This window comes from Methylocaldum sp. GT1BB, from assembly GCF_051027545.1.
GTDB lineage: Bacteria > Pseudomonadota > Gammaproteobacteria > Methylococcales > Methylococcaceae > Methylocaldum.
This window is the reverse complement of the sequence record NZ_CP194902.1, coordinates 1,124,092-1,145,166: the sequence shown is the minus strand read 5'-3', so window position 1 is coordinate 1,145,166 and position 21,075 is coordinate 1,124,092. Positions and strand designations below refer to the sequence as shown.

General features: G+C 56.5%; 19 protein-coding genes. 6 read left to right on the top strand and 13 right to left on the bottom strand.

Going from position 1 to position 21,075, the window contains the following annotated elements; genetic code table 11:
* Nucleotides 1-2 precede the first annotated feature (2 nt).
* The 4 genes from ACR2TX_RS06350 to ACR2TX_RS06335 are packed head-to-tail and all read left to right on the top strand — an operon-like array spanning nucleotide 3 to nucleotide 6,132.
* Nucleotides 3-1,100 (top strand): PilW family protein, encoded by a 1,098-nt coding sequence (locus ACR2TX_RS06350; protein ID WP_434131571.1) that lies wholly within the window; start codon nucleotides 3-5, stop codon nucleotides 1,098-1,100.
* Nucleotides 1,097-1,630 carry a PilX N-terminal domain-containing pilus assembly protein gene (locus ACR2TX_RS06345; protein WP_133716307.1) on the top strand — a complete coding sequence of 178 codons (534 nt, stop codon included), beginning with the start codon at nucleotides 1,097-1,099 and terminating at the stop codon, nucleotides 1,628-1,630. The genes ACR2TX_RS06350 and ACR2TX_RS06345 overlap by 4 nt, the downstream gene beginning before the upstream one ends.
* 14 nt (nucleotides 1,631-1,644) lie before the next feature.
* Nucleotides 1,645-5,667 carry a PilC/PilY family type IV pilus protein gene (locus ACR2TX_RS06340; protein WP_434131570.1) on the top strand — a complete coding sequence of 1,341 codons (4,023 nt, stop codon included), beginning with the start codon at nucleotides 1,645-1,647 and terminating at the stop codon, nucleotides 5,665-5,667.
* A 12-nt stretch (nucleotides 5,668-5,679) separates the two neighbouring features.
* Nucleotides 5,680-6,132, top strand: a complete 453-nt coding sequence (locus ACR2TX_RS06335) for a type IV pilin protein (RefSeq protein ID WP_077730979.1) — start codon at nucleotides 5,680-5,682, stop codon at nucleotides 6,130-6,132.
* A gap of 768 nt (nucleotides 6,133-6,900) precedes the next feature.
* On the opposite strand, the gene ACR2TX_RS06330 is transcribed toward ACR2TX_RS06335, so the two are convergent.
* The 7 genes from ACR2TX_RS06330 to ACR2TX_RS06300 form a co-directional block, all read right to left on the bottom strand.
* A complete protein-coding gene (locus ACR2TX_RS06330; protein ID WP_276205400.1) occupies nucleotides 6,901-7,338 on the bottom strand; it encodes a type IV pilin protein in 438 nt (145 codons plus the stop codon).
* 10 nt (nucleotides 7,339-7,348) lie between these two features.
* Entirely contained in the window at nucleotides 7,349-10,735 is a 3,387-nt protein-coding gene (locus tag ACR2TX_RS06325; RefSeq protein WP_434131569.1) for a pilus assembly protein, read from the bottom strand.
* A 23-nt stretch (nucleotides 10,736-10,758) separates the two neighbouring features.
* Nucleotides 10,759-11,274, bottom strand: coding sequence for a pilus assembly PilX family protein (locus ACR2TX_RS06320; RefSeq protein WP_077728340.1), 516 nt, complete (start codon nucleotides 11,272-11,274; stop codon nucleotides 10,759-10,761).
* A complete protein-coding gene (locus ACR2TX_RS06315) occupies nucleotides 11,271-12,311 on the bottom strand; it encodes a PilW family protein (protein WP_434131567.1) in 1,041 nt (346 codons plus the stop codon). The genes ACR2TX_RS06320 and ACR2TX_RS06315 overlap by 4 nt, the downstream gene beginning before the upstream one ends.
* The gene (gene pilV / locus ACR2TX_RS06310; RefSeq protein ID WP_434131565.1) at nucleotides 12,308-12,868 is read right to left on the bottom strand and encodes a type IV pilus modification protein PilV; all 561 of its coding nucleotides are present in this window, start codon (nucleotides 12,866-12,868) and stop codon (nucleotides 12,308-12,310) included. Before pilV ends, ACR2TX_RS06315 begins: the two co-directional genes overlap by 4 nt.
* A 136-nt stretch (nucleotides 12,869-13,004) precedes the next feature.
* Nucleotides 13,005-13,559 (bottom strand): GspH/FimT family pseudopilin, encoded by a 555-nt coding sequence (locus ACR2TX_RS06305; protein WP_077728337.1) that lies wholly within the window; start codon nucleotides 13,557-13,559, stop codon nucleotides 13,005-13,007.
* A gap of 211 nt (nucleotides 13,560-13,770) precedes the next feature.
* The gene (locus tag ACR2TX_RS06300; RefSeq protein ID WP_133716313.1) at nucleotides 13,771-14,082 is read right to left on the bottom strand and encodes a hypothetical protein; all 312 of its coding nucleotides are present in this window, start codon (nucleotides 14,080-14,082) and stop codon (nucleotides 13,771-13,773) included.
* 285 nt (nucleotides 14,083-14,367) lie between these two features.
* Between ACR2TX_RS06300 and ACR2TX_RS06295 the strand changes: the two genes are divergently transcribed.
* Both ACR2TX_RS06295 and ACR2TX_RS06290 read left to right on the top strand, forming a co-directional pair.
* A complete protein-coding gene (locus ACR2TX_RS06295) occupies nucleotides 14,368-14,568 on the top strand; it encodes a hypothetical protein (protein WP_077728335.1) in 201 nt (66 codons plus the stop codon).
* A 91-nt stretch (nucleotides 14,569-14,659) separates the two neighbouring features.
* Nucleotides 14,660-14,890: an acetyltransferase gene (locus ACR2TX_RS06290; protein WP_077728334.1), complete on the top strand. Its 231-nt coding sequence runs from the start codon at nucleotides 14,660-14,662 to the stop codon at nucleotides 14,888-14,890.
* 32 nt (nucleotides 14,891-14,922) lie between these two features.
* Here ACR2TX_RS06290 and nfi read toward each other — a convergent pair whose 3' ends face one another.
* From nfi to gcvPA, 6 genes are all read right to left on the bottom strand, one after another.
* Entirely contained in the window at nucleotides 14,923-15,585 is a 663-nt protein-coding gene (gene nfi / locus ACR2TX_RS06285; protein ID WP_077728351.1) for a deoxyribonuclease V, read from the bottom strand.
* Between the two features lie 277 nt (nucleotides 15,586-15,862).
* On the bottom strand, nucleotides 15,863-16,657 hold the full coding sequence (gene mazG / locus ACR2TX_RS06280) for a nucleoside triphosphate pyrophosphohydrolase (RefSeq protein ID WP_434110780.1): 795 nt from the start codon (nucleotides 16,655-16,657) through the stop codon (nucleotides 15,863-15,865).
* The gene (locus ACR2TX_RS06275; protein WP_077728332.1) at nucleotides 16,654-17,598 is read right to left on the bottom strand and encodes a carbohydrate kinase family protein; all 945 of its coding nucleotides are present in this window, start codon (nucleotides 17,596-17,598) and stop codon (nucleotides 16,654-16,656) included. The genes mazG and ACR2TX_RS06275 overlap by 4 nt, the downstream gene beginning before the upstream one ends.
* Nucleotides 17,599-17,612: 14 nt before the next feature.
* On the bottom strand, nucleotides 17,613-17,975 hold the full coding sequence (locus tag ACR2TX_RS06270) for a diacylglycerol kinase (protein ID WP_077728331.1): 363 nt from the start codon (nucleotides 17,973-17,975) through the stop codon (nucleotides 17,613-17,615).
* 10 nt (nucleotides 17,976-17,985) lie between these two features.
* On the bottom strand, nucleotides 17,986-19,434 hold the full coding sequence (gene gcvPB / locus ACR2TX_RS06265) for an aminomethyl-transferring glycine dehydrogenase subunit GcvPB (RefSeq protein ID WP_434110778.1): 1,449 nt from the start codon (nucleotides 19,432-19,434) through the stop codon (nucleotides 17,986-17,988).
* A 19-nt stretch (nucleotides 19,435-19,453) separates the two neighbouring features.
* The gene (gene gcvPA, locus ACR2TX_RS06260; protein WP_434110776.1) at nucleotides 19,454-20,815 is read right to left on the bottom strand and encodes an aminomethyl-transferring glycine dehydrogenase subunit GcvPA; all 1,362 of its coding nucleotides are present in this window, start codon (nucleotides 20,813-20,815) and stop codon (nucleotides 19,454-19,456) included.
* Nucleotides 20,816-21,075 lie beyond the last annotated feature (260 nt).

Here is a 21,075-nt window from a genome sequence, read left to right as displayed (position 1 = left end):
CCATGCGCACTCCCATTTTCGCGATGACGGTACCGCCGAACTCCTACCGAGGCGTGACCCTGATCGAGCTGATGATATCCCTGACAATCGGCTTATTGCTGACCGCCGTTCTCGGCTACGCATTTCTGGGCAGCCGACAGGCTTTTCGTACCACGGACACGCTGTCCCGCATGCAGGAGAGCGCCCGCTACGCTTTCGAACGCATCTCCTCCGACATCCGCATGGCGGGATTCACGGGTTGTTCGTTCTCCACGATGGCCAATGTGCTCAACACCGCAACGGATTGGGACAAAGATCTGTTCGGCTTCCCGCTGGTGGGTTATGAGGACACGGCAAATCCCACCTACCCGAACGGTGTCTCCGGCAACGTATTGAGAGGTGACGCGCTGACGGTATTGCGGGCAGACAATTCTCGCGAGTGGGTCGTAGTCCATCCCCCCGGGCATAACGCAAGCGCCGCGACCATTCCGGTAGCCCCCACCCATAACATCCAACCGGGAGAAATCCTGGTCATTACCGACTGCCGGCATGCCGCCGTTTTTCAGATGACCGGCCCGGCCAACATCGGCAACAACTCGAATCAAATCAACCATACTACCGGGAATTCCACCGCCCCCGGCAACTTCACGAAGTGCTTTGGTATCGGAACACCATCAGATCCGATGTGCGGCAGCGCCAACAGCCAACTTTATACCTACGCCCCTGGATCGAGGATTCTGCGCCTCAGTGCCGCGACCTATTACATCCGTACCAACGATGCGGGTGAACCCGCGCTCTACCGCCAAAGACTCATAGCCAGCGGCGGCAATGCCGCCACCACGGCGGAGGAAATGGTGGAAGGCGTGCAGGACATGCAAATTCAGTATGGAGAGAATACCGATGGAGCTCCCGGCGTCGATACCTACGTCACGGCCGATGGGGTTACCAACTGGACGAATGTTCTGAGCATACGCATCAGCTTGCTGATGGTCAGCCTTTCGGATGAAAGCATCACTACCGCCCCCCAGGCGTATACCTACAACGGGGCCACGATCACACCGACCGACCGGCTTTTGCGCAAGGCTTTCACCACCACCATCTCCGTAAGGAACCGACTATGACCAGGCGGTTTGAGAATGGCGCCGGCTTGCCTAGAAGGCAACGAGGCATCTCGCTCGTGATGGCGTTGATCTTTCTGACCATTCTGATGCTGTTGGGCACCAGCGCTACGCTGAACACCAATCTTCAGGAACGCATGGCGGGTAACACCCGCAATCGCGATTTGGCTTTTCAGGCCGCCGAAGCCGCCCTGAAGGACGCCGAAAGCACCCTGACGGCTTGGCGCACCTTGGCGTTCGACGGCAGCGTCGACGGCCTTATTACTTATGACGCCACCCATGGTAACGACGCCGACTACTGGGGCAGCACCGTCAATCTGGACAGCTTGGTCGACGCCGACTATCCCAATTGGTCGAGCTCTCGCAGTCCCGCCCAGAGTCTGAGCCAGGTTGCCGAACAGCCGAGATACATCGTCGAAAGAATGCCCAATGTCGCGGCCACGGAGTATTACCGTGTCACCGCGCGCGGCGTCGGCGGCGATCTTAACGCGGTAGTGATTTTGCAAGCTCTTTATACGTATACGCCACCTTGAAACGGAGAGGCAACATGCATCAATCCGCCAAAGCCATCCGCCTGACTTCGTTGTCTTTGGGGCTGCTCGCTTCAGGCTGCCTGGATTTGTCTGCGTACGCGGCGCCTTTGACGCTGTCCGATCAGCCGCTTTTTCTAACCGTTCCGGTCGCGCCGAATCTGGTCGTCACACTAGACGATTCACTCAGTATGCCGTCCGCGGCCGTGCCGGACAGTATCGAGGCAAGTCAGGCGACCAATCGTTTCAAGTCGGCCTATTTCAATGCCCTTTATTACAACCCGGCCATTACCTATCCGCCGCCGCCGAAGTACAACGGAACCAGCAATGACTGCACGCTCAGCAGCGCCCCAGCAGCCATGTGCTACCCCAATATTTCGTTTACCGCCGCTCCGATTAACGGTTTCGACACGTCACGCGGAACGGTGAACCTTGCAACCAATTATTGGGCAACGAGACAGTACTCGCCACAGAACACGAACCAGACTAACGCCGGCTCTCCGAATGGGAGCAGCGACCGCGGATACTACGGTTCAAACACAAGCATTACCTACAACTATGGACCTTCCACCTGCCAGGTGGATTTCGACAACAACAGCAGCAACGACCGGATACATATCGATTCCGGATGCTCGGGTATCTTCGCTAATCTTGCATCGGGGGCATCGCTTACGGTTACCGGTTCTTCCCGGGATGGGACCTATACGGTCACCAGCGTCAACAGTTCACAGCAGTACATTTACGTCGGCAATCGCTGGTCCAATGATCTCAACAACCAAACGGGCGTAAGCCTTTCCTGGACGCTCGACACTACGGCAAACACTTACCCGGCCTATTACTACCTTTTTTATACGCAAGCCGGCGTCCCCAGACCAGCCGCTTGCACTCCTACCGCCTCCGGCCAGAAGGACGATGATGATTGCTACGTGAAAGTGACTGTCGGTTCGGCGTCGGACACCTTTGCGGGCACAGCGGAACAAAAGGAACAGAACTTCGCCAACTGGTACTCCTATTACCGCACCCGGAACCTGGCTACGGTGTCCGGCGCAATGCGCGCTTTTGCAGGCCTGGATGGCGAGGTGCGCGTGGCATGGCAAGATCTAAATAACTCGGGCATTACGTGCAATACGTTCGGGACAAATTGCGAGGGGTGGGATGGCAGCACCACAGACAATCGAATTCGACGATTGAACGCTACGCTCCCGAATGGGAAGACTCATAAGCAGGAGCTTTACGACTGGCTTGCCCGTTTTCCGGTTGCTGGAAGCACTTATTTGCGTACAGCCGCCGTCCGTGCCGGTGATTACTTTACGGGAGCCATCAACATCAACCATCCTTTGGCAGACGACCCGCAAATCCGGGACAAGCCTCTCAATCCTGACGGAACGGTAAGAGGTTATGATGCCTGCCGTCGAAACGTCCATCTGTTGATGACCGATGGAGGGTGGTGCGGAGATTCGGTAACCGTCGGCGACTTGAACAGCTCCGGGGTTACCTTGCCCGAACCCATGCCGACCTCGGGCGGTGGAACCACTTCGAGCTGGACCCCGGGCCCCCCTTACAGGGATTACCAAAGCAACAATCTGGCGGATATCGCGTTCAAGTATTGGGTTACCGATCTTCAGTCAGGTCTAGATAATAATGTCCCCGCGAGTTTCAAAGATCTTTCCGGCGATGCGGCGGCTCAGTGGCTCAACCCCAAGAATGATCCGGCGACTTGGCAGCACCTGAATACCTTCATCATTGGACTCGGCTTGGGTACGACGATGAGCGGCACCCCGGTATCCGGCACGGGAACGTACCCGATATGGGGCGGCAGCACCTTCGCTGGGGACTATTCCAAATTGGCCGAGGGTGCTAGCTGCCCCAATCCTCCAACGAGCTCGAGTTCCGGCTCACCCTATTGTTGGCCTTACACTCAGACCAGCGAATCTTGTCCTCCGAGCGACCTGAATCAGCAGCGCAAAGTATACGATTTGTGGCATGCCGCCATTAGCAGTCGGGGAGAGTTCTTCAGCGCGGAGAACGCTCAGGATGTCGTGGATGCATTCAATTCGGTCGTGAATGCCGTTACAGCAGCAAATCCTTCTTTCGCGGCACTGGCCGCAAATTCCACCAGCATTCAAAGCGGTGCCGTACTTTTCCAAGCCCGCTTCGACACTAGGGATTGGCATGGCCAGCTCATCGCCTATCCGGTACAGGGCGACGGCAGTGTCGGTTCGCCCTATTGGGATGCCGCCACAATTCCCGCTCCGGGTTCCCGGAACATCTTCACCTGGACCGGTGCTTCAGGCCAAAGCTTCAGCGACTGTACCAACCTTAGCGCCTCACAGAAGGCGGTTCTGGATACTGACTCCAGCGGGGTGGTGGACAATCTCTGTAGCGATCGGCTTAATTGGCTGCGGGGCAGCCATAGCGACGAGCAACGGAATGGCGGTGCCTTTCGGAATCGGGTAGCAAGCATTGTCGATATCGCCGATTCGGACGGGGACGGCAATCGGAGCGAATCGGTCAATGTCGAATGGTGGCTGGGCGACATCATCGATTCCGATCCGGCTTTCGTAAAAGCAGAGGACTACGGTTATAGCGAAGGCACATCGGCGTTGGCGGAACCGGAAAGATCCTCATATTCAGCATTTGTAAGCGGTAAATCGTCGCGCACCCCGGCCGTATACGTAGGTGCAAACGACGGCATGCTGCACGCTTTCCGAGCTGATGTCGGGAGCGCCGATTCCGGCAAGGAACTATTCGCTTATGTTCCAGCGGGAGTTTACGACAATCTCAGCAAGCTCACTAACCCGGCCTATACACATAAATATTTTGTAGACGGTTCGCCTCAGGTAAGTGATGCCTACTTGTCAGGCGATTGGAAAACCGTATTGGTTGGAGGACTTGGCGCTGGGGGTAAATCGATCTACGCTCTGGATATCAGCGATCCTGACGGCTTTAACGCCAGTAACGTGCTGTGGGAATACTCGGATGCGACCGATTTGGGTTATACCTTCAGTCAGCCACAGATCGCCAGACTAAATAACGGTCAATGGGCGGCTATTTTCGGCAACGGTTACAACAGCGCCTCGGACAAGGCCTTTCTGTACGTGGTGAATCTGAGTAATGGGTCTCAGATCGCAAAGATTGCCGCAGGCGACAGCACCAGCAACGGTCTCTCCACCCCGGTTTTGTACGATGCCAACAACGACAAAATCATCGATTATGCCTACGCCGGCGATTTGCAGGGCAACCTCTGGAAATTCGACCTGAGCGCTTTAACGCTGGCCAACGGCGGAAATCCTCTGTTCACCGCGACTAATGCAAACGGCGAGGTTCAACCGATTACGGTTCAGCCCGTAATCGGCAACCACCCGAACGGCGGTGTGCTGATCTACTTCGGAACAGGGCGCTATCTCACAGCCACCGACCCGTCCAATATCGAAGTGCAAAGCTTTTATGCCATTTGGGACAAACCCAATGAGATTGGAACAGTGCCCCGGGATAACGATCATATACAAGCTCAAACAATCACCACCGAAACAACGGAATTCGGCTTCGGCCAAAGAGAAACCAGCAACAACACAGTAGATTGGGGCAGCAAGCGCGGCTGGTATCTCGATCTGGTGCCGCCTAGCGGCGCCGCCGGCGAGCGCGTGATTTCACGAGCTTTGCTGAAGCACGATCGCATCATCTTCGTTACCGTCATCCCGTCCTCTGATCCCTGCGTTTCCGGGGGAGACAGTTGGCTCATGGAACTCGACGCGGTCACCGGTGGGCGCACCAGTATTTCTAACTTCGACTTCAATGCAGACAATGTTTTTGATGACGCGGATAAACTGGCTAGCGGCAATGTTTCGTCGGGGATAAAGTCGACGGTAGGCATTGCCGAAACCCCGACATGGCTACAGAGCGAGACTCCCGGCGTGGCATATAAGGAATTATCAGGCACCACGGGCAATATCATGAGCATCAAGAATCGGGGGCCTTTAGATGACGAAGGTGGCGGCAGCGGGAGCATAGAACGGAAATATTGGATGCAAATCCAATAGGAGTAACGCGAGATGAACTCCCAGACGACGCCAAGAGGGTTCACGCTGATCGAACTGATGATCACCGTGGCTATAGTGGGTATCTTGGCAGCCATCGCTCTGCCAGGCTATCAAGAATATGTCAAACGTGCGGCCCGATCCGAAGCAAAGTCTGACTTGCTGGAAGATGCGCAGTTTCTCGAACGTCTGTTCACGGAAGCGAATTGCTACAATTCCGGTACTGATCGAATTTGCGGCGATGCGAACGACGGAAACCCGATGTTGCCGGTAATTCAATCTCCACGGAATGGAACTGCGAAATACAACATCACCGTTGCTGCTGGTGCAACAACATTTACTTTGACAGCAGCTCCGGCAAGCGGCAGCACCATGGACGGTGACGCATGCGGTTCGTTCACGCTGAATCAGCTTGGACAGAAGGGACTTACGGGCGCATCGAAAACTGTCAGCGAATGTTGGAATTGACCCTGAACAGGCAGCTCTCTGAAGGTTTTACTACCGACTCTTTACAATTGTGAGCAATTTGCCAATCAGGCGTAAAATTTACAGCGTTTCTCACCACTGTTCACCGGCGTTCACTCAGAAGCCGCCCCGCGCCCTCTAATGGACGCTGAGATGAGTAGTCGTCGGCAATTCGTTGCCGACGAAGTTGTCTGTGAAACGGCCAATTCCTCAGTGCATCTTCCGGTTTGGCGTAGCGGTCCAGGGGATAGTAGATAGTGGGTTGGGAATCCTTTCCCGACGCAACGGCCCGGGAAGCGGCTTCGTCGGCAATGGATTGCCGACCTACTCCACTGGGCAGCTCACTCGCTTTGCCAAGAACCGTTTGCATCCCCGATCATGGCGCAGCCGGTAATAGTCGTTGAGGTCGCGGTAATCGCAACACCAGCGTAGAGTCATCGGGCAGTTAGACTTCGACCACGCGCGTTGTTCGGCCCATTCGCCACGGGCTTGGAGAATGGGAGGAGCCAATCGACTGCCGGAACTGATCACCCCGTCCGGAAACTAGCTTCAATCATCCAGCGCCCGAAGCGTCCTGATTCCATCGCGCTGCGGCAAGCTGACTTTGGCATCGGGACACGGCTCCCACAAAATCTACTTCTCTAATCTGATTTATGAGAGTTTAGCGGCTGTGCAGATATACTTAGCGAAATATTCGGTTTAGGAAATGGATAGGTTACGCTGAAGCATCGGCTACCCCCTACGAATTACTGGGCTGATGTCTGCAGCGGATCACCAGCAGTTAGCAACGGTTCCGGTTCCTGTAATTCCCTTAGCTCCCGAACTGCTTAACGTTAGATTGCCGCAAACGCCATCGCTTTGCTGGCTGCCTTGTCCAGTCGCCGTTAGTGAAAAGCATGTCGCGATCGGGCATGCCGCCGTAGCGGCAGCGATGCTGATCTGGTAATAACCTTCTTGAGAATTTGCCGGGTTAGCGGCATAGCCGAGTGCCGTCATAGAGTTGGCATAAGTTTTATTGTCCAGATAGTACTGTTCCTGCTTGGCGGCGGCGGCCATCAAAGCGGCTTTGCCGTCCGAGCGCCGAGTTTTAATTACTTGGCTTTGATAGCTGGGAAAAGCGACCGCCGCCAGTATTCCTACCACGGCAACCGCGATCATCAATTCCATCAGGGTAAAACCCCGAATTTTTCGAATACCTTGCATCGTCATGATCGATCTCTCATTCCTTCTCATACCAGAATGTTTTCCAAATCGCCCTGCTTTCCAAGGGATGCCTGAACTCTTCTTCCGGTGGGATATTCCCTGGAGTAATAAATTGTTTTCCGCCCAATGACATGTAGATCGGATCGCTGGGGATGCCCGATCCGGTATCGACAGAACGCTCCTTCGTTTCACCGTTGGAATCATTGCTGGTGTCGAAGTCGTAAACGCCAGCCGCAGTAAACAGATTTACGACATAAGTATAGGCTTTGCCCTCCGCCGGTCCGCACGTCAGGTTGTCGTCTTCCCCAGAATCCCCCACGGGCACATAAGTGCTGAAGAATATTTTTCCGAAGAACGTCAACGGTGAAGCCAGAGACTTTTCGCCACCGTCCGCGCCAAGTCCAAGATTGATATACCACCCACAGTTACACGCATTGCTCGCCGTCGCCGCCGTGTCGGTCAAATTGTCGAGATTGCTCACCTGTTTTGTGGTAGACGGAGGATTTCCAGTGAGCGTGTTACGGTCCTTGAACATGTAAAACTGATTCTGAATATTTGTGTCCAGCGGATGTTCGCGGTCTCCGGAACCAATGATTACAGCGTCAAAGGTTCCGGTATTGTCTTTTGCCTGAACGAAATCTGGTCTGTGGAAGAACCGGCGGTCGGCTTGCCCTGCATGCCGTCCAACGGAAAGAATGGGTGATATCGTCCATTCCGCACGCTTATCGAGGTAAACCGGTGGATCGACTTCAGGATCCGGAGGGGGGGGAGCAATCAAATCCGCACGCCATATCACACCGCCGGTATCGCCAACCAGGATTCTATCGGTCAGCCCGTCGCTGTCTGTATCTACGGCGGTTACGCTGGAGGGTATGCTGTCCAGAAGATCGGCGTGCGCTCTGCATTGGGTCGCCGGAATGCTTCCGCACGTTTTGGCCGCTTTCCACACCAGAGCTCCGGTTTCGGCATCGACGATATAGATCGCGTTGCCCTCGCTATCGTTGGTGCCGGTTGCGGCATTATTGGAATCGGCGCCGCTTCGGGTGTCTTTATTGGCGTCGTACCCGCCCGCGAAGATCACGACGGGCTTCTCGCCGCTTCCCCAGTTCAAGCTGCCTACAACCGGATCGGAGAAGGTCCATCCCAAGTCGTCGAAATTACCGCCGCTGGTTTTGGAAATCGACCACAGCATTTTGGGATCGTCCGGGTCGCTGATGTCCAAAGCGTAATAAGCCTTGCCGCCGCGCCGCATACCTATGTAGGCCCAGACCTTTTCTCCCGATTCGATCGTACCGTCGCCGTCGGTGTCCTTCATATAGACGGCGGCCTTACCATCTAGCCCATACACATGCGGCGTAGCATCTGCATTCTCCGCTAAAAGTTTGAGGTTGCCGATCAGAGACCTCGGCATAAAAGCCCAATCCTCCACGCCGCTCGGCACTTCGGGCGAACTGCCGGAGGTCGAGTTGCGGAACATATGCAGATAGCCGTCGTTGCCCGCCAAGAGAATACGCACATCCTGCACCGTGTTCGAATAGCCCGCCGCCGTTCGCGCGCCGTAATTGATGGGTGTCGGCTTCGAATGCAAGGGATCGGCCATCAGCCAGGGCTTTTGGGGGCTCTGGCCGCTCGGCGTAGCGCTCGGCGTAGCCCATGGATGCACGTCCGAGATGCTCCCGTCGGCGTCCAGGTCGAACGGGTCGAGTCCGCGGGCGAACTTGAGAAGATCGATCGCCATGGTTTGATCCGTCGCGGAGGCGGTCGCGTAGCTGGCGGCGGTGGTCCAGCAATCCGTCGAAGGAGAACAGGATGTCGACTTGTTCGCGCCCCTAAGTTTAAGCTTGTCCCAGATTACGGAGACGCCAGCCGTCGTCGCATCATCCGCGTTCAGCGCGCGGAATGCGGTGGGCGTTCCGTTTGTATAGCTGTCCGGCTCGGTAAAAAGCTTTCGGGCGCCGGATGTATTGCTAGTGCCTGGACTGCCGCCCAGAAAACCGGGAATTTTTTGTCCGGCGCCACCACGCGAGACGCTACGGCCATCCTTGCCTGAAACTTCACCAATCTCCGTATCGGCCGCTACGACGTCCGCGCCACCGGCACTGGTCCAAAAGGTCAGAGCTTCGTTCTTGATCCGACCGTCGGTCGCCGAAATGGCCTCGTTGTCGTTCTGATCGAGAACCAGCAAATTTCCGGTGCTCTCGTCAACCGCCAGTTTCAGACGTTTGAGATTGCCGTTCCAGCGGGGGGTACCTTCCGGCTGGAACAAGGCATAAAACACATTTTCGAGCGTTTCGGTACGGTTGAAGACATTGACCGGAACGGCGGCGGATACGAAGGTCGTGCTGATGCTCAAAATTTGCTCAAAAACATCTTTAAACTGCTTGACCAGATCATCGGGATTGCTGCTCAAAGGCAGCGCCGCATTCGTACCGCCGGCCGACGCATAACCGTTGGTAGTTGTGTTGACCTTGGTCTGATCGACGAAGAAAAAGGAAGTGACATTTTGGACGTCTTCCAGATCCGGATTGTGTTGTCCCCAAGTTCCATCCGCCAAATCAGCATCGCGCATAAAGCGGATCACGGTCGAGAAGTTGTTGTTAGTGCCGGTGATGTTCAGCTGGTTCATGCCGCCGTTGGCCTTGGTCTCCCTGATCGCCAGATCCGAATCGGAATCCTGCTGGGACACCTGGAACATGATGTTGATGACGAAAATCTTACTGCATTGGGTCCCGGACAAAGGGCTAGTGTAGCGGTTTCCCGTTTCTATGGAGGTATCCCAACTGATGTCGGGATTATCAACGGGCAAGTTTTGCTGGTTGTTCGTGTCGTAATCGGTCCAGCCATTATGGCCGTTATAGATATCCTGGCCCGTCAAATAGCGGAACAGCTCGAAATAAAGCTCCTTTCCCTGAAACGAATGGGCAAGATTGCCTTGCGGCACCGGGATTTGAGCAAGCTTGTTGTGCAGACGGCTTGTGCCGGTATCGAAACCCAGCATCATATAGCCGCCGTTACTGCAACCGGTTCTGTTGGGGCCTTCGCAATTGTTATTGTTGTTATGGTTGATCATGAGTCCGAACTTCACGCCGGTGAGCTGCGGCGCCAGATCGTCCGTCACTTTTCTCAAGACAGCCCGCAACAGCTCGAAAAAACTGACGGTGCCGCTAGCGGGAAGATAAGTCGTTCCCGTGCTCGGCGATACGGCCGAGCGGAGACTGTTGCACTCGCTGCCCTGACAAACCGTCGACCCCAAATTCGAGCGGTAATCTAGAGCAAACATCACCATGGGACTTCCGCCCTCGGTGCTGGCTGAGTTCAGATAAATGTCGGTGTCCTCGCCATGAGCGGGTTGCAGACTCAAAATGGCAATCAGAGAGGAGACCAAGACTGTTGCGAGTTTCATGGATGCACTCCGCGAGTTCTTTTTCATTTGGGTATGATCCGCATCAGTCCGGCGCCCAAACCGGCCGCGCCGCGTCCGACGCCTGTAGCATCGTATTGGCTTTCCCCCAGGTAATAAGCCGATGCGAACATGGCCGAGCTGGTAGCCAAAAGGCGGGGCGGCAAACCGGTACCAGGATTCTGGCGAGTAAGTCGTAATCTGCTGGTACCCGTGGCGCTGTCGTCGAATGGCGGAGCAGGAAGATCGATGTTGGTTTGGTCGCAAGCCGTTCCGTCCGCCTTGGTTTGGTTTGCCGTACAGAGGGCATAACCGACATTGCCGATGACCGGGAGCAGATCCGGATTATTGACGAGGTAATCGATAGCCGCTTGTGCTTGTTGAAATGCCGTCTCTTTATCTTCGGCATTACTGGCCATACGCAGCTCTTGAGTGCTCGTCCGCATCCCGGCCAATCCGACGATCGTCACCACCAGGAGAATCAGCAGCGACACCACTAAAGCGGCGCCCCTCTGAATGTGAAGATTACTGAAGTGCTTCATGAGGCGGTCGCTCCTTGCAGAAGGAGTTGGTATTGGGTATTTCGTAGTTGCACAGTGGTTGTGTACATCCGGCGGTAATAGTGATCGTTGAAGGCATTGCCGCCGTTAAGAATCCCATTGACACTCACATCGACACCTGAGTCGTATGCGCCGTCTCCATCCGCATCTACGAGCAAATAGGTCTTGTCGTCGGCGGGAGAGGAAAAATCCTGGTCTGAGCTGCGGACCAGCAAAGAGATGCGTGCGCTAACCGCGGTTTGCAGCTGCGTAGCGGAAGGGTTGGACAGATACCGATTCGGAATGCCGTCGCCGTCGGTATCGATACCGAATTCGACGTAGAGAAACTCGATTCCTTCTACCAATTCCCCTTCGCCTTGCTCGCTCATCGCACCATTTACAAGATGCTTCCGGCGCAGCCATGGAACTCCCGTGGTATCGTCGGTGGCGATGTAATACATATGGGATTGATATTCCCAGTCCTGCATTCCCGCGGGGGTTTGGGTAACGCTGTCCCGTGTCGCCAGAGTGCCGCCGGCTCCCACCGTGCTGACGTAGACGCCTGCAGGAGGTGTGCTGGGGTTCTGATAATTGACTCCGGAGACATGCTTGACGGCGAGAATATTAGTATTGGATTTATAGCTTGACCCGCTTGGGACGCTGAACCAAGCGAATCTAGAAGTAGGAGCGGGCGCCGCTACGGAAGGTACGAAATAATCGATCGTCGATGCCAAGTTATAGGCCCAGGCGGCCCCGGTTCCCGCGGTCGAGGGCCCTGAGCTATCGATATCACTGCCGGAACCGACCACCCCTCCCCAGAAGCCCGCCATCGACAAATCGCGCGCCAGAAGCTGTAGGGCATAGCGGGCGTTTTCCTGCATCCGGGCGCTCCGCTCGTCCTGGTTATAACTTCCCTTGTTCTGGACGAACATGCTGGTGACGCCGGCGGTGACGAACAAGCCCAAGACCAGCGCCACCATGAGCTCGACCAAGCCGACACCGGATTGCCTGAATGTGGTGGTATGTATCAATCTGCTCATGGTCCGATCCAGGTGGTGATGGATAAGATGCGGCGATAGCCGTTCGTGCCGCTCGGTCCGTCGTAACTTCCCTGGCCACAGGTGCTGGCGTTGACACCTTGATTGCTCCACGCTAAATCGGCCTGACCGCGCCACGCGATGGTGACCGTGTAAGTACCGGGCGAGCCGTCCGCCGGGCCGCTGATACACGTAGTTGGATTGACCAAGCCGCCGGTTTGATTGCCGTTCCGGGTTTCGCTGGCGCCATTCAAGGCATCCCAAAAATTCCGCAAGTCCAAGGCGGCAATTTGAGTAGAAGTGCAGCCGGCCGAGCAGTTCGGAGCGGCTGCGGGCGGAGTGGACGAATTGAATGTCTGTGTGCCGTTGGCCGTGACGTAATTGATCAAAGACGTGCCCGACGAATTCAACCTCATCCTTTCCAGCAGCTCGGTGGCCAAGGACGTGGCCAAAGTCCGCTGTACGGCCTCGTAGCCCGACTGCTTGGCCTTGAGCTGAAGCGCGGCGATGCCGAGGACGCCTATGGAAAAGACCAAGACGCTGATCAGCACTTCCAACATGGAGAAACCTCCCATCCTTGCCAGGAGATGCCAAGGGCGCGAGTTTGCCGACTTCAATGGCATGCGGCCGTATTCGTAAATACGATCCGAACCGCAGAAAAAACTTATTCGAGAATCTAGTCGTTTCATATCGGTTTTAGTTACAGCTCAAGCTGTCTGTGGGTTCCCTAAGTCTTCCAGTGTTGGAAAGGACGCGGCCTTTGGCTTTGCTCGATCCCCGGCTGTCGCAAAAAATGAATGTGCCATTGAACCCGGCGGAAAAACCTCGTGCATCGAAGGTAACCCGACCCCCGCTGAAGGTAAGGGTGGTTCCAGAAGCCAGTGGCGGTTTTACCTGGAGCAGATTGTCGTCGCCGTCCAAAACCCCGTTGCGGTTGCGATCCGAGAATATTATCCAGCCGTCCGCCCATGCGGCACTGGAGTCGCAGTTGTTACCGCTTGTGTTTCTCTTGCATAGCGTCACCGGAATACCCCGCTTGATGGCTTCGCTTCTCGCAAGACCCACATCAGCTACCAGTTCGTTGATCTGTGTCGTCTGGCGATTATTAAGTATCGTCTCTCGAAAGCTGGGTACCCCGATGGTGAGTGTCACGGCAAGCACCGCTACCGCGACCATCAGCTCGATTAATGTAAAACCGTTTTCATGATCTGTTTTCATGCCGATAGTTATAGCAGCGCTTTTTCGCTGCATCGGTAGAAGCCGACAATCGGTAGGATTTATCCGACGAACGGCCGTGATGGAGCGGCGCGTTCAAAACAGCCGCAAGAAGAGGATAGGGCGGATTGTTGCCCTCCGATGATCAAAGGGATGCGCTCGAATTACCGAATTCAAGCGGATCTCTTGTTTTCGATGGGCTCTCGTGTGTGCCGAGGGAACTGAAGAAGAAAAGGTCGGGCAGGTGTTATTTCACGTGGAACGGCCTTCGAGACACCTTGAAAGGAAACAATCGGCAAATGGCGCGCGACAGCCAATTGCGCTTGGCAAGGCGTTGTTCGCGCGAGCGTTCGAATTCCGCGTTGAAGAACGCTTTGGTGAGCTGTCCCGGCGTGGGAGTGTAACCGTGACGCGCCAGCCATGCGTCTCGGGCTTCCGCCAGAAGACGATAAAAGGCGATATCGTAAGCTGTATTGGCCTCGTAACTGAGTGGCTCGTCGTCGAAATGGATTCTCAGTTCATCCAGCCGCCGGCGGAACCACGCAGTCAGTTCATTCAAGGTGTACTCGTCGGATACCGGCATCTTTGCGAACCCGTTTCGTCTGTCAGTGTAATCACTAAGATTTCGTTACGGCCGATGAAGTTCAGCCGGCGCCCCGTCCCGGTGCGCACCTAACTCACCCAGCAAACTTCGGAGTACCGGGGAAAAACGTGGATTGCCGCGGGCTGGAGCCAGTCCTTAAGCCACTTAGCGGAGAAACGACGTCGACTGCGTCCAATTGTCGCTTCTAGGTTAAAGTTTGCCCGAGAACTTTCTCATCCAACTTTATAAGTTCGCTCAGCCATGAACACAGAAGAAATATTCAAACGATTGCGTATCGGCTTGTCGCTGGTAGTTGGATTTTTTACCGGCAAGTTTCTCGCGACCACCATGCAGCATCATGCGTCGGAGTTTTTTATCGGCGGTTTCGGGGTAGGCGTCGTTTTGACGCAGTTGGTTTACTGGGGCATCGAATCTCTTTGGGGCGGCGAACGTTCCGAGTGATTGCATCGCGCCCAAAATCGCTCTACAGTAGAATTCAATCCACGGATGACGAGCCTTTAAACGAATTCATTCCTGAGAGGAGACATGTGCCATGTTTCTCAAACTGAAAAAGAATGGACATCTGGTCGAGATTCTCGGTCTCAACGATTTGGTCAATCCGATACATAAAAACATAGTCGGGCGCTTGCATTGGGGCGAGGAGATGCAGGATCCGGAAAAATTCCCGAAGACCGAATTGGTATTTCCGTCAGGCGAAGAGCTTCCGGTTTGCTGGACGGATGTCCACTATCGCGACAAGGAACTCCCCGCAAGTAAACCGTAAGAGCACGCGGAGCTACGAGAATTTCGCGTTCGTTATCCCGAAGCGAGGCGGTGTGCATGCCGCGTCGTTTCGGGCAAGCGGTAACGCTTAGTGCAGCGCATCACCCATTCGACGGCCGTCTGCAAAGCGACACGGTGGCCGGGCGAGATGTAAACCGGTTTGACGCCCTGCCTCGTCCTTAACACGGCTCCGATGGTCTCCCCTTTGTCCAAAAGGGGAACCCAAGCGCCGCGCCGGTCTGGAACGCCGTCATGAACACCTAAGAGCCGTGTCTTTCCGACGCCTATCGTCGGGATATCGGTTAGTACCCCCAAATGACAAGCTATGCCCAAGCGGCGAGGATGCGCATAGCCTTGACCATCGACCAGCATCAAATCCGGCAGATCTCGCAAAGCTTGCAAGGCATCCAAGATGGCTGGAATTTCCCGGAAGGATAGAAGGCCCGGAATATAAGGAAACGAAGTCGGCCGCCTCGCAACGGCGCTATCGATCAACTCCAGCTCGGGGAAACTCAACTTCGCCACGGCAGCTCGCGTGACAGTGCCCCCTTCTTCGAAACCGACGTCCACCCCGGCTACGCATCGGACCGTTTCCGGTAATTCGTCCTGCAAACTGACGAGGTTTCGCAGCCGTTTCTGAATGGCGATCGCTTCTTGCGGTGTGACATCCCAGGGGTGTTCGTGTCGTAGCTTCAACTTCAACGTCCATTTTGGTGGATTAAACCTTTCGGCTTCGTCAGCGGGTTTGTCGGCAAAGGATTGCCGACCTACGTCCAAGGTGTAGACCCGAACAAATTCGTAGGATGTGCTGAACGAAGGGAAGCGCCCTTCGACTGAGCTCAGGACAGGCATCGTTCGCGATTGATGCGGTTCGGTTCATGCCGGGCTATCCTGCCCGGCTCCCTCCGGGCGGCTCTCTCCGTGCAAATCGGCGATCTTGCCGATTTGTCGTACCTCAGCGCATCCTACATGCCTAATCTGACAAACTTCGTTTTGCCTCATCCCACAAGGCGTCCATCTCGGCCAGTGTGGACTCAGTCAAGGATTTTCCCCGTGCCGACAATTGCTTTTCGATATAGCGAAAGCGGTTGATGAACTTTCGGTTGCCGCTCCGAAGCGCCGTCTCGGCATCGACCTCGAGGTGCCGGGCGAGATTGACGACGACGAACAGCAAATCGCCGATTTCTTCCCGGATATGGCTTTGGTCGCCCGTTGCCCAAGCGGCCTCGAGCTCGTCCAATTCTTCCCTGACTTTGGCGAAAACTGGCCCTATGTCGGGCCAATCGAAGCCGTGCCGCGCGGCCCGCTTCTGCAATTTCTGCGCGGCTACGAGCGCCGGCAAATTCGCCGCGATGCCGCTCAAAGCACTTTCGTCCTGCTCCGTTTTGCCTTTTTCCCGGCGCTCGGCGACTTTGGATGATTCCCAATACTCATGCCTTTCGGCATCGGTCTCGAATACGGTCTCGCCGAAAACATGGGGATGTCGGCGTATCAGCTTTTCGCTGATCGCGCCGGCCACGTCTTCGAAAGTGAACAAGCCGCGGTCCTCGGCGATCCGCGAATGGAAAACGACCTGCAAAAGCAAATCGCCCAATTCTTCGCGTAAATCCTCGATATCCCCGCGCTCCGCCGCATCGGCGACCTCGTACGCCTCTTCCAAGGTGTAGGGTACGAGGCTCGCGAAGTCCTGCTGCAAGTCCCAGGGACACCCCGTCTCGGGATGGCGCAAGCGCGCCATGATGTCCAACAGCCGCTGGATATTCGTCATATCCGATCGGGCAGCTCGCAGCCGAAGCTTTCCCGATAGCGCTCCTTGAACGCATGCAGGGTGAAGCTGTGATTCTGGGTGCCGAAGGTCTCGACCTTGATGGCTCCCATCAACGAGGCGATACGGCCTATGGTGGGCCAGTCGAATTCTTCCAGAAGGCCGTAGATCAGCCCGGCGCGGTAGGCGTCACCGCAACCGGTCGGATCGAGCACTGCAGTCGGCTTTGCCGGCGGTATTTCGTGGCGGATGCCATTGGCATAGATCAACGATCCTTGTGCGCCCTTGGTGACGATCAGCGCTTCGACGCGCTGCGCGAGTTCTTCCGGCGCGAGACCGGTGCGATCCTGCATGAGCTGCGCTTCGTAGTCGTTCAAGGTCACCCAGGTCGCCAGCTCGACGAAACTCAAGAGTTCCTGTCCGTCGAACATAGGCATGCCCTGGCCGGGATCGAAGATGAACGGGATGCCGGCTTCGGCGAATTGGGCGGCATGCTGAACCATGCCGTCCTTGCCGTCCGGCGCCACGATGCCGATGCGGATGCCGCAATCCGTGGGTACTCGGTTCAGATGGGAAAACGACATCGCGCCAGGGTGGAAAGCCGTGATCTGGTTGTCGTCCATGTCCGTGGTGATATAAGCCTGTGCCGTATAGCTGTCGCCCAGGACCTTGATGAAATCCTGATTAATGCCGCAGTAGCCCAGCCACTGCGCGTAGGGTGTGAAATCCTTGCCCACAGTGGCCATGGGCAGAGGATCGGCGCCCAAGAGCTTGAGGTTATAAGCAATATTGCCGGCGCAGCCGCCATATTCGCGGCGGAGTTCCGGAACCAGAAAGGAGACGTTCAGGATATGGACCTGCTCCGGGAGGATGTGATTCTTGAATCGATCCTGAAACACCATGATAGTGTCGTAGGCCACCGAGCCGCAGATTAACGCTGTCATTCTTTTTTACCTTTTTATCGAATCAAAATCAGTAACCAGACCGCACCGGCGAGGACCAGCGAGAAAAACACGGCCGCCGATCCAATATCCTTGGCGCGGCCGGACAATTCGTGCCGTTCGAAACCGATACGGTCGACGGTCGCTTCGACGGCGCTGTTCAACAATTCGACGATCAAGACGTTCAGCAGCACGCCGATCAAAAGCGCGCGTTCGATGCCGTTCTGGCCGATCCACAGCCCCAAGGGAACGCCGGCGAGGACCAGCAGACACTCCTGCCGAAACGCCTCCTCATTCAGCCAGGCGGCCCGGATACCCGAAATGGAATTGGTAAATGCCGCGTAAAAACGGGCAATGCCCGTGAGCGTTTGTCCTGCCATAGAGGGGTTCTTATTCTGATTTATAGGCGAGATCGGGGTGCCGCGCCGCCCGGACTTCATCCAAACGGCGCACCGGCAGCGAATGGGGTGCGCTCTTAAGCCGATCCGGGTCGGTCTCTGCTTCTTTCAGAATCTCGGCCATTATCCGGACAAACGCATCCAGGGCTTCCTTGCTTTCCGTCTCGGTCGGCTCGATGAGAAAACACTCGGGAATCAAGAGCGGAAAATATACCGTCGGCGCATGGACGCCATAATCCAACAGGCGTTTAGCGAAGTCCAGCGCCGTAACATGATGTTCTTTGGCCAGCCGCTTCAGCGTAATGATGAACTCGTGGGCGGCGCGGCGCTGCGGAAAAGCGGGTTCGAATCCGGCTTCGACCAGTTTCTTGAGCAGATAATTGGCGTTCAGGGTCGAGAATTCCGCCACCCGCTCGAGGCCTTCATGGCCTAGCATTCGGATGTAGACATAAGCGCGCAGGAGAACGCCGACATTTCCCGCGAACGTGACCAGATGCCCGATGCTGTGCGGCCGCTCGGTTTCGGTCAGCATGCGATAGCGCGACCCGTCTTTCACAATGACGGGCAGAGGCAGGAAGGGCAGCAGCTTGTCACCCACGCCCACCGGGCCCGCACCCGGACCGCCGCCGCCGTGGGGCGTCGAAAACGTCTTGTGGAGATTGAGATGAATGACGTCGAAGCCCATGTCGCCGGGGCGCACTTTGCCGGCGATGGCGTTCAGATTGGCGCCGTCGTAATAGAGCAGCCCGCCGGCCCGGTGCACGATATCGGCGATGGCTCGAATGTGCTGGTCGAACACTCCCAAAGTCGAGGGATTGGTGAGCATGATGCCGGCGGTTTGCGGACCCACGGCCAGCTCCAGTGCAGTGAGATCCACGTTGCCGTCGGCATCGGTGGCGACTTCCCGTACCCGAAAGCCGCCCATGGACGCCGAAGCGGGATTGGTGCCGTGCGCGGCGTCGGGCACCAGCATTTCGGTTCGAGCTAAATCGTCCCGCAACCTGTGGTAAGCGCGGATCATGCCGACGCCGGCGAATTCGCCCTGAGCCCCGGCCGCGCAGGCCAGCGAAACCCCGGCCATGCCGGTGATTTCCGCGAGCATCTCCTGGAGCTCGTACAGACAGGCCAAAGTCCCTTGCCCGGTCCGCTCCAGCCCCAGGGGATGGGTATTCAGAAATCCGGGCAGACTTGCGAGGTCATGGCAAACCTTGGGGTTGTACTTCATGGTGCAAGAGCCCAGGGGATAAAAGTGAGTGTCTATAGAGAAATTTTGCTGGGACAGCCGGGTGTAATGGCGAACGGCATCCAGTTCTGAGACTTCGGGCAAGGCCGGAGGAATTTTGCGCAACAAATGGTCTGGAATGGCCGGCGATTCACCGGATTCCGGGAGCAACTGGGCATGCGCGGCGCGCCCTCGGCGCGAACGATCGAAAATCAGCATTCTATCGGCTCCGACCTCTTCAGCCATGATTAAGCAGCGACGCTATTTGGCGTGCGTACGATTCGATATCCTCCTGAGTACGCGTTTCCGTGACACAAACCAGAATGGCTTCGCCGAGTTCCGGATAATCCCTTGCGAGTTCGTGTCCTCCAAGAATCCCCCGTTCCGCCAAGCCGTCCATGATCTCCCTGGCGGGCCTCCGCGTGCGGAAAACCGCTTCATGGAAGAAAGGCCCCGAGAAAACCCGCTCGACGCCGTCGACGGCAGTCAAGCTACTCATCAGGCTGAGCGTGTTTTGATGGCTCTGCAAAGCGACTCGCCGCAATCCTTCCGGCCCTAAGAGCGCCATGTAAATGGTCGCCGCCGTGACCATCAAGCCCTGGTTGGTGCAGATATTGGAGGTCGCCCGGCCGCGGCGGATATGTTGCTCGCGTGCCTGAAGCGTAAGCGTGAAACCGGGCTTGCCGTCCATATCCACGGTCCGGCCGACCAGACGTCCGGGCAGTTGATGGACGTGCGCCTTGCGGCAGCACATAAATCCGAAATACGGTCCACCGCCCGACAAGGGTATGCCCAAAGGCTGGCCGTCCCCGCAAGCGATATCGGCGCCCTCTTGCCCCCATTCGCCCGGGGGCTTAAGGAGAGCCAGTGCCATGGGATTGACCAGCGCGATGGCGATGGCGCCGTTTGCGGCGGCCCAAACGGTCAGTTCGTCTACGGCCTCGAGCACGCCGAAGAAATTGATCTGGGGAATCACCAAGGCGGCGATGTCCGTGCCCGAGTGGATTTCCAGAGACGCCGGATCGACGCGCCCGGTTTCGACGTCATAGGGCAGCTCGATCAGTTCCAGCGCCTGGCTCCCGACGATGGTCCGGACCACCCGCCGGTAAAACGGATGTACGGTCTTCGGCATCAGGATGCGGCGCGAATGCGATTTTCGGTTCGTCCGCACCGCCATCAACACCGCTTCCGCGAGGCTGGTCGCGCCGTCGTAGAGCGAAGCGTTCGATACGTCCATGGCGGTGAGGCTCGCCATCATGCTCTGATATTCGTAGAGCACCTGCAGCGTGCCTTGACTCGCTTCCGCCTGGTAGGGCGTGTACGCGCTGTAATACTCGCCCCGGCTGGTTACGGCCCAAACCGCGGCCGGTATGTGGTGCTCGTAAGCCCCGGCGCCGGCAAAGCATAGAAGCGGACGGTTCTGGCCGGCGCGTGCGCGCATCAAACGCGTAACTTCCATTTCTTTCAAAGCGGGCGGGAGATCGAGCGCGCCGCAACGCAACTCCGCCGGTATTTCGTCGAAGAGCGTTTCTGTCGATGGCACACCGAGGGCCGCAAGCATCTCGCGGATATCGGCTTCGGTATGAGGAATGAAAGGCATGTGGCTAAGGGTTTGCTTTCTTAATTATTTCTGGCCCCTCCGCCGGGCCAGAATGCTATGGGCTCAAGACATTCGATCTGGGCCTGGACAAGGCATGGGCGCTCCTGGCAAACACCGGACAAATCGGCATGTATCATCTGCCGGAGAATTTATGCCGATTGGCACGCGCGACGCGTATAACCCAAAGACATGCGAAACGCCGGTGCCTGTTCCGGCCGCTACACTCGATTCGCTAGCATCGCTACCGGAGGAGAACAAGC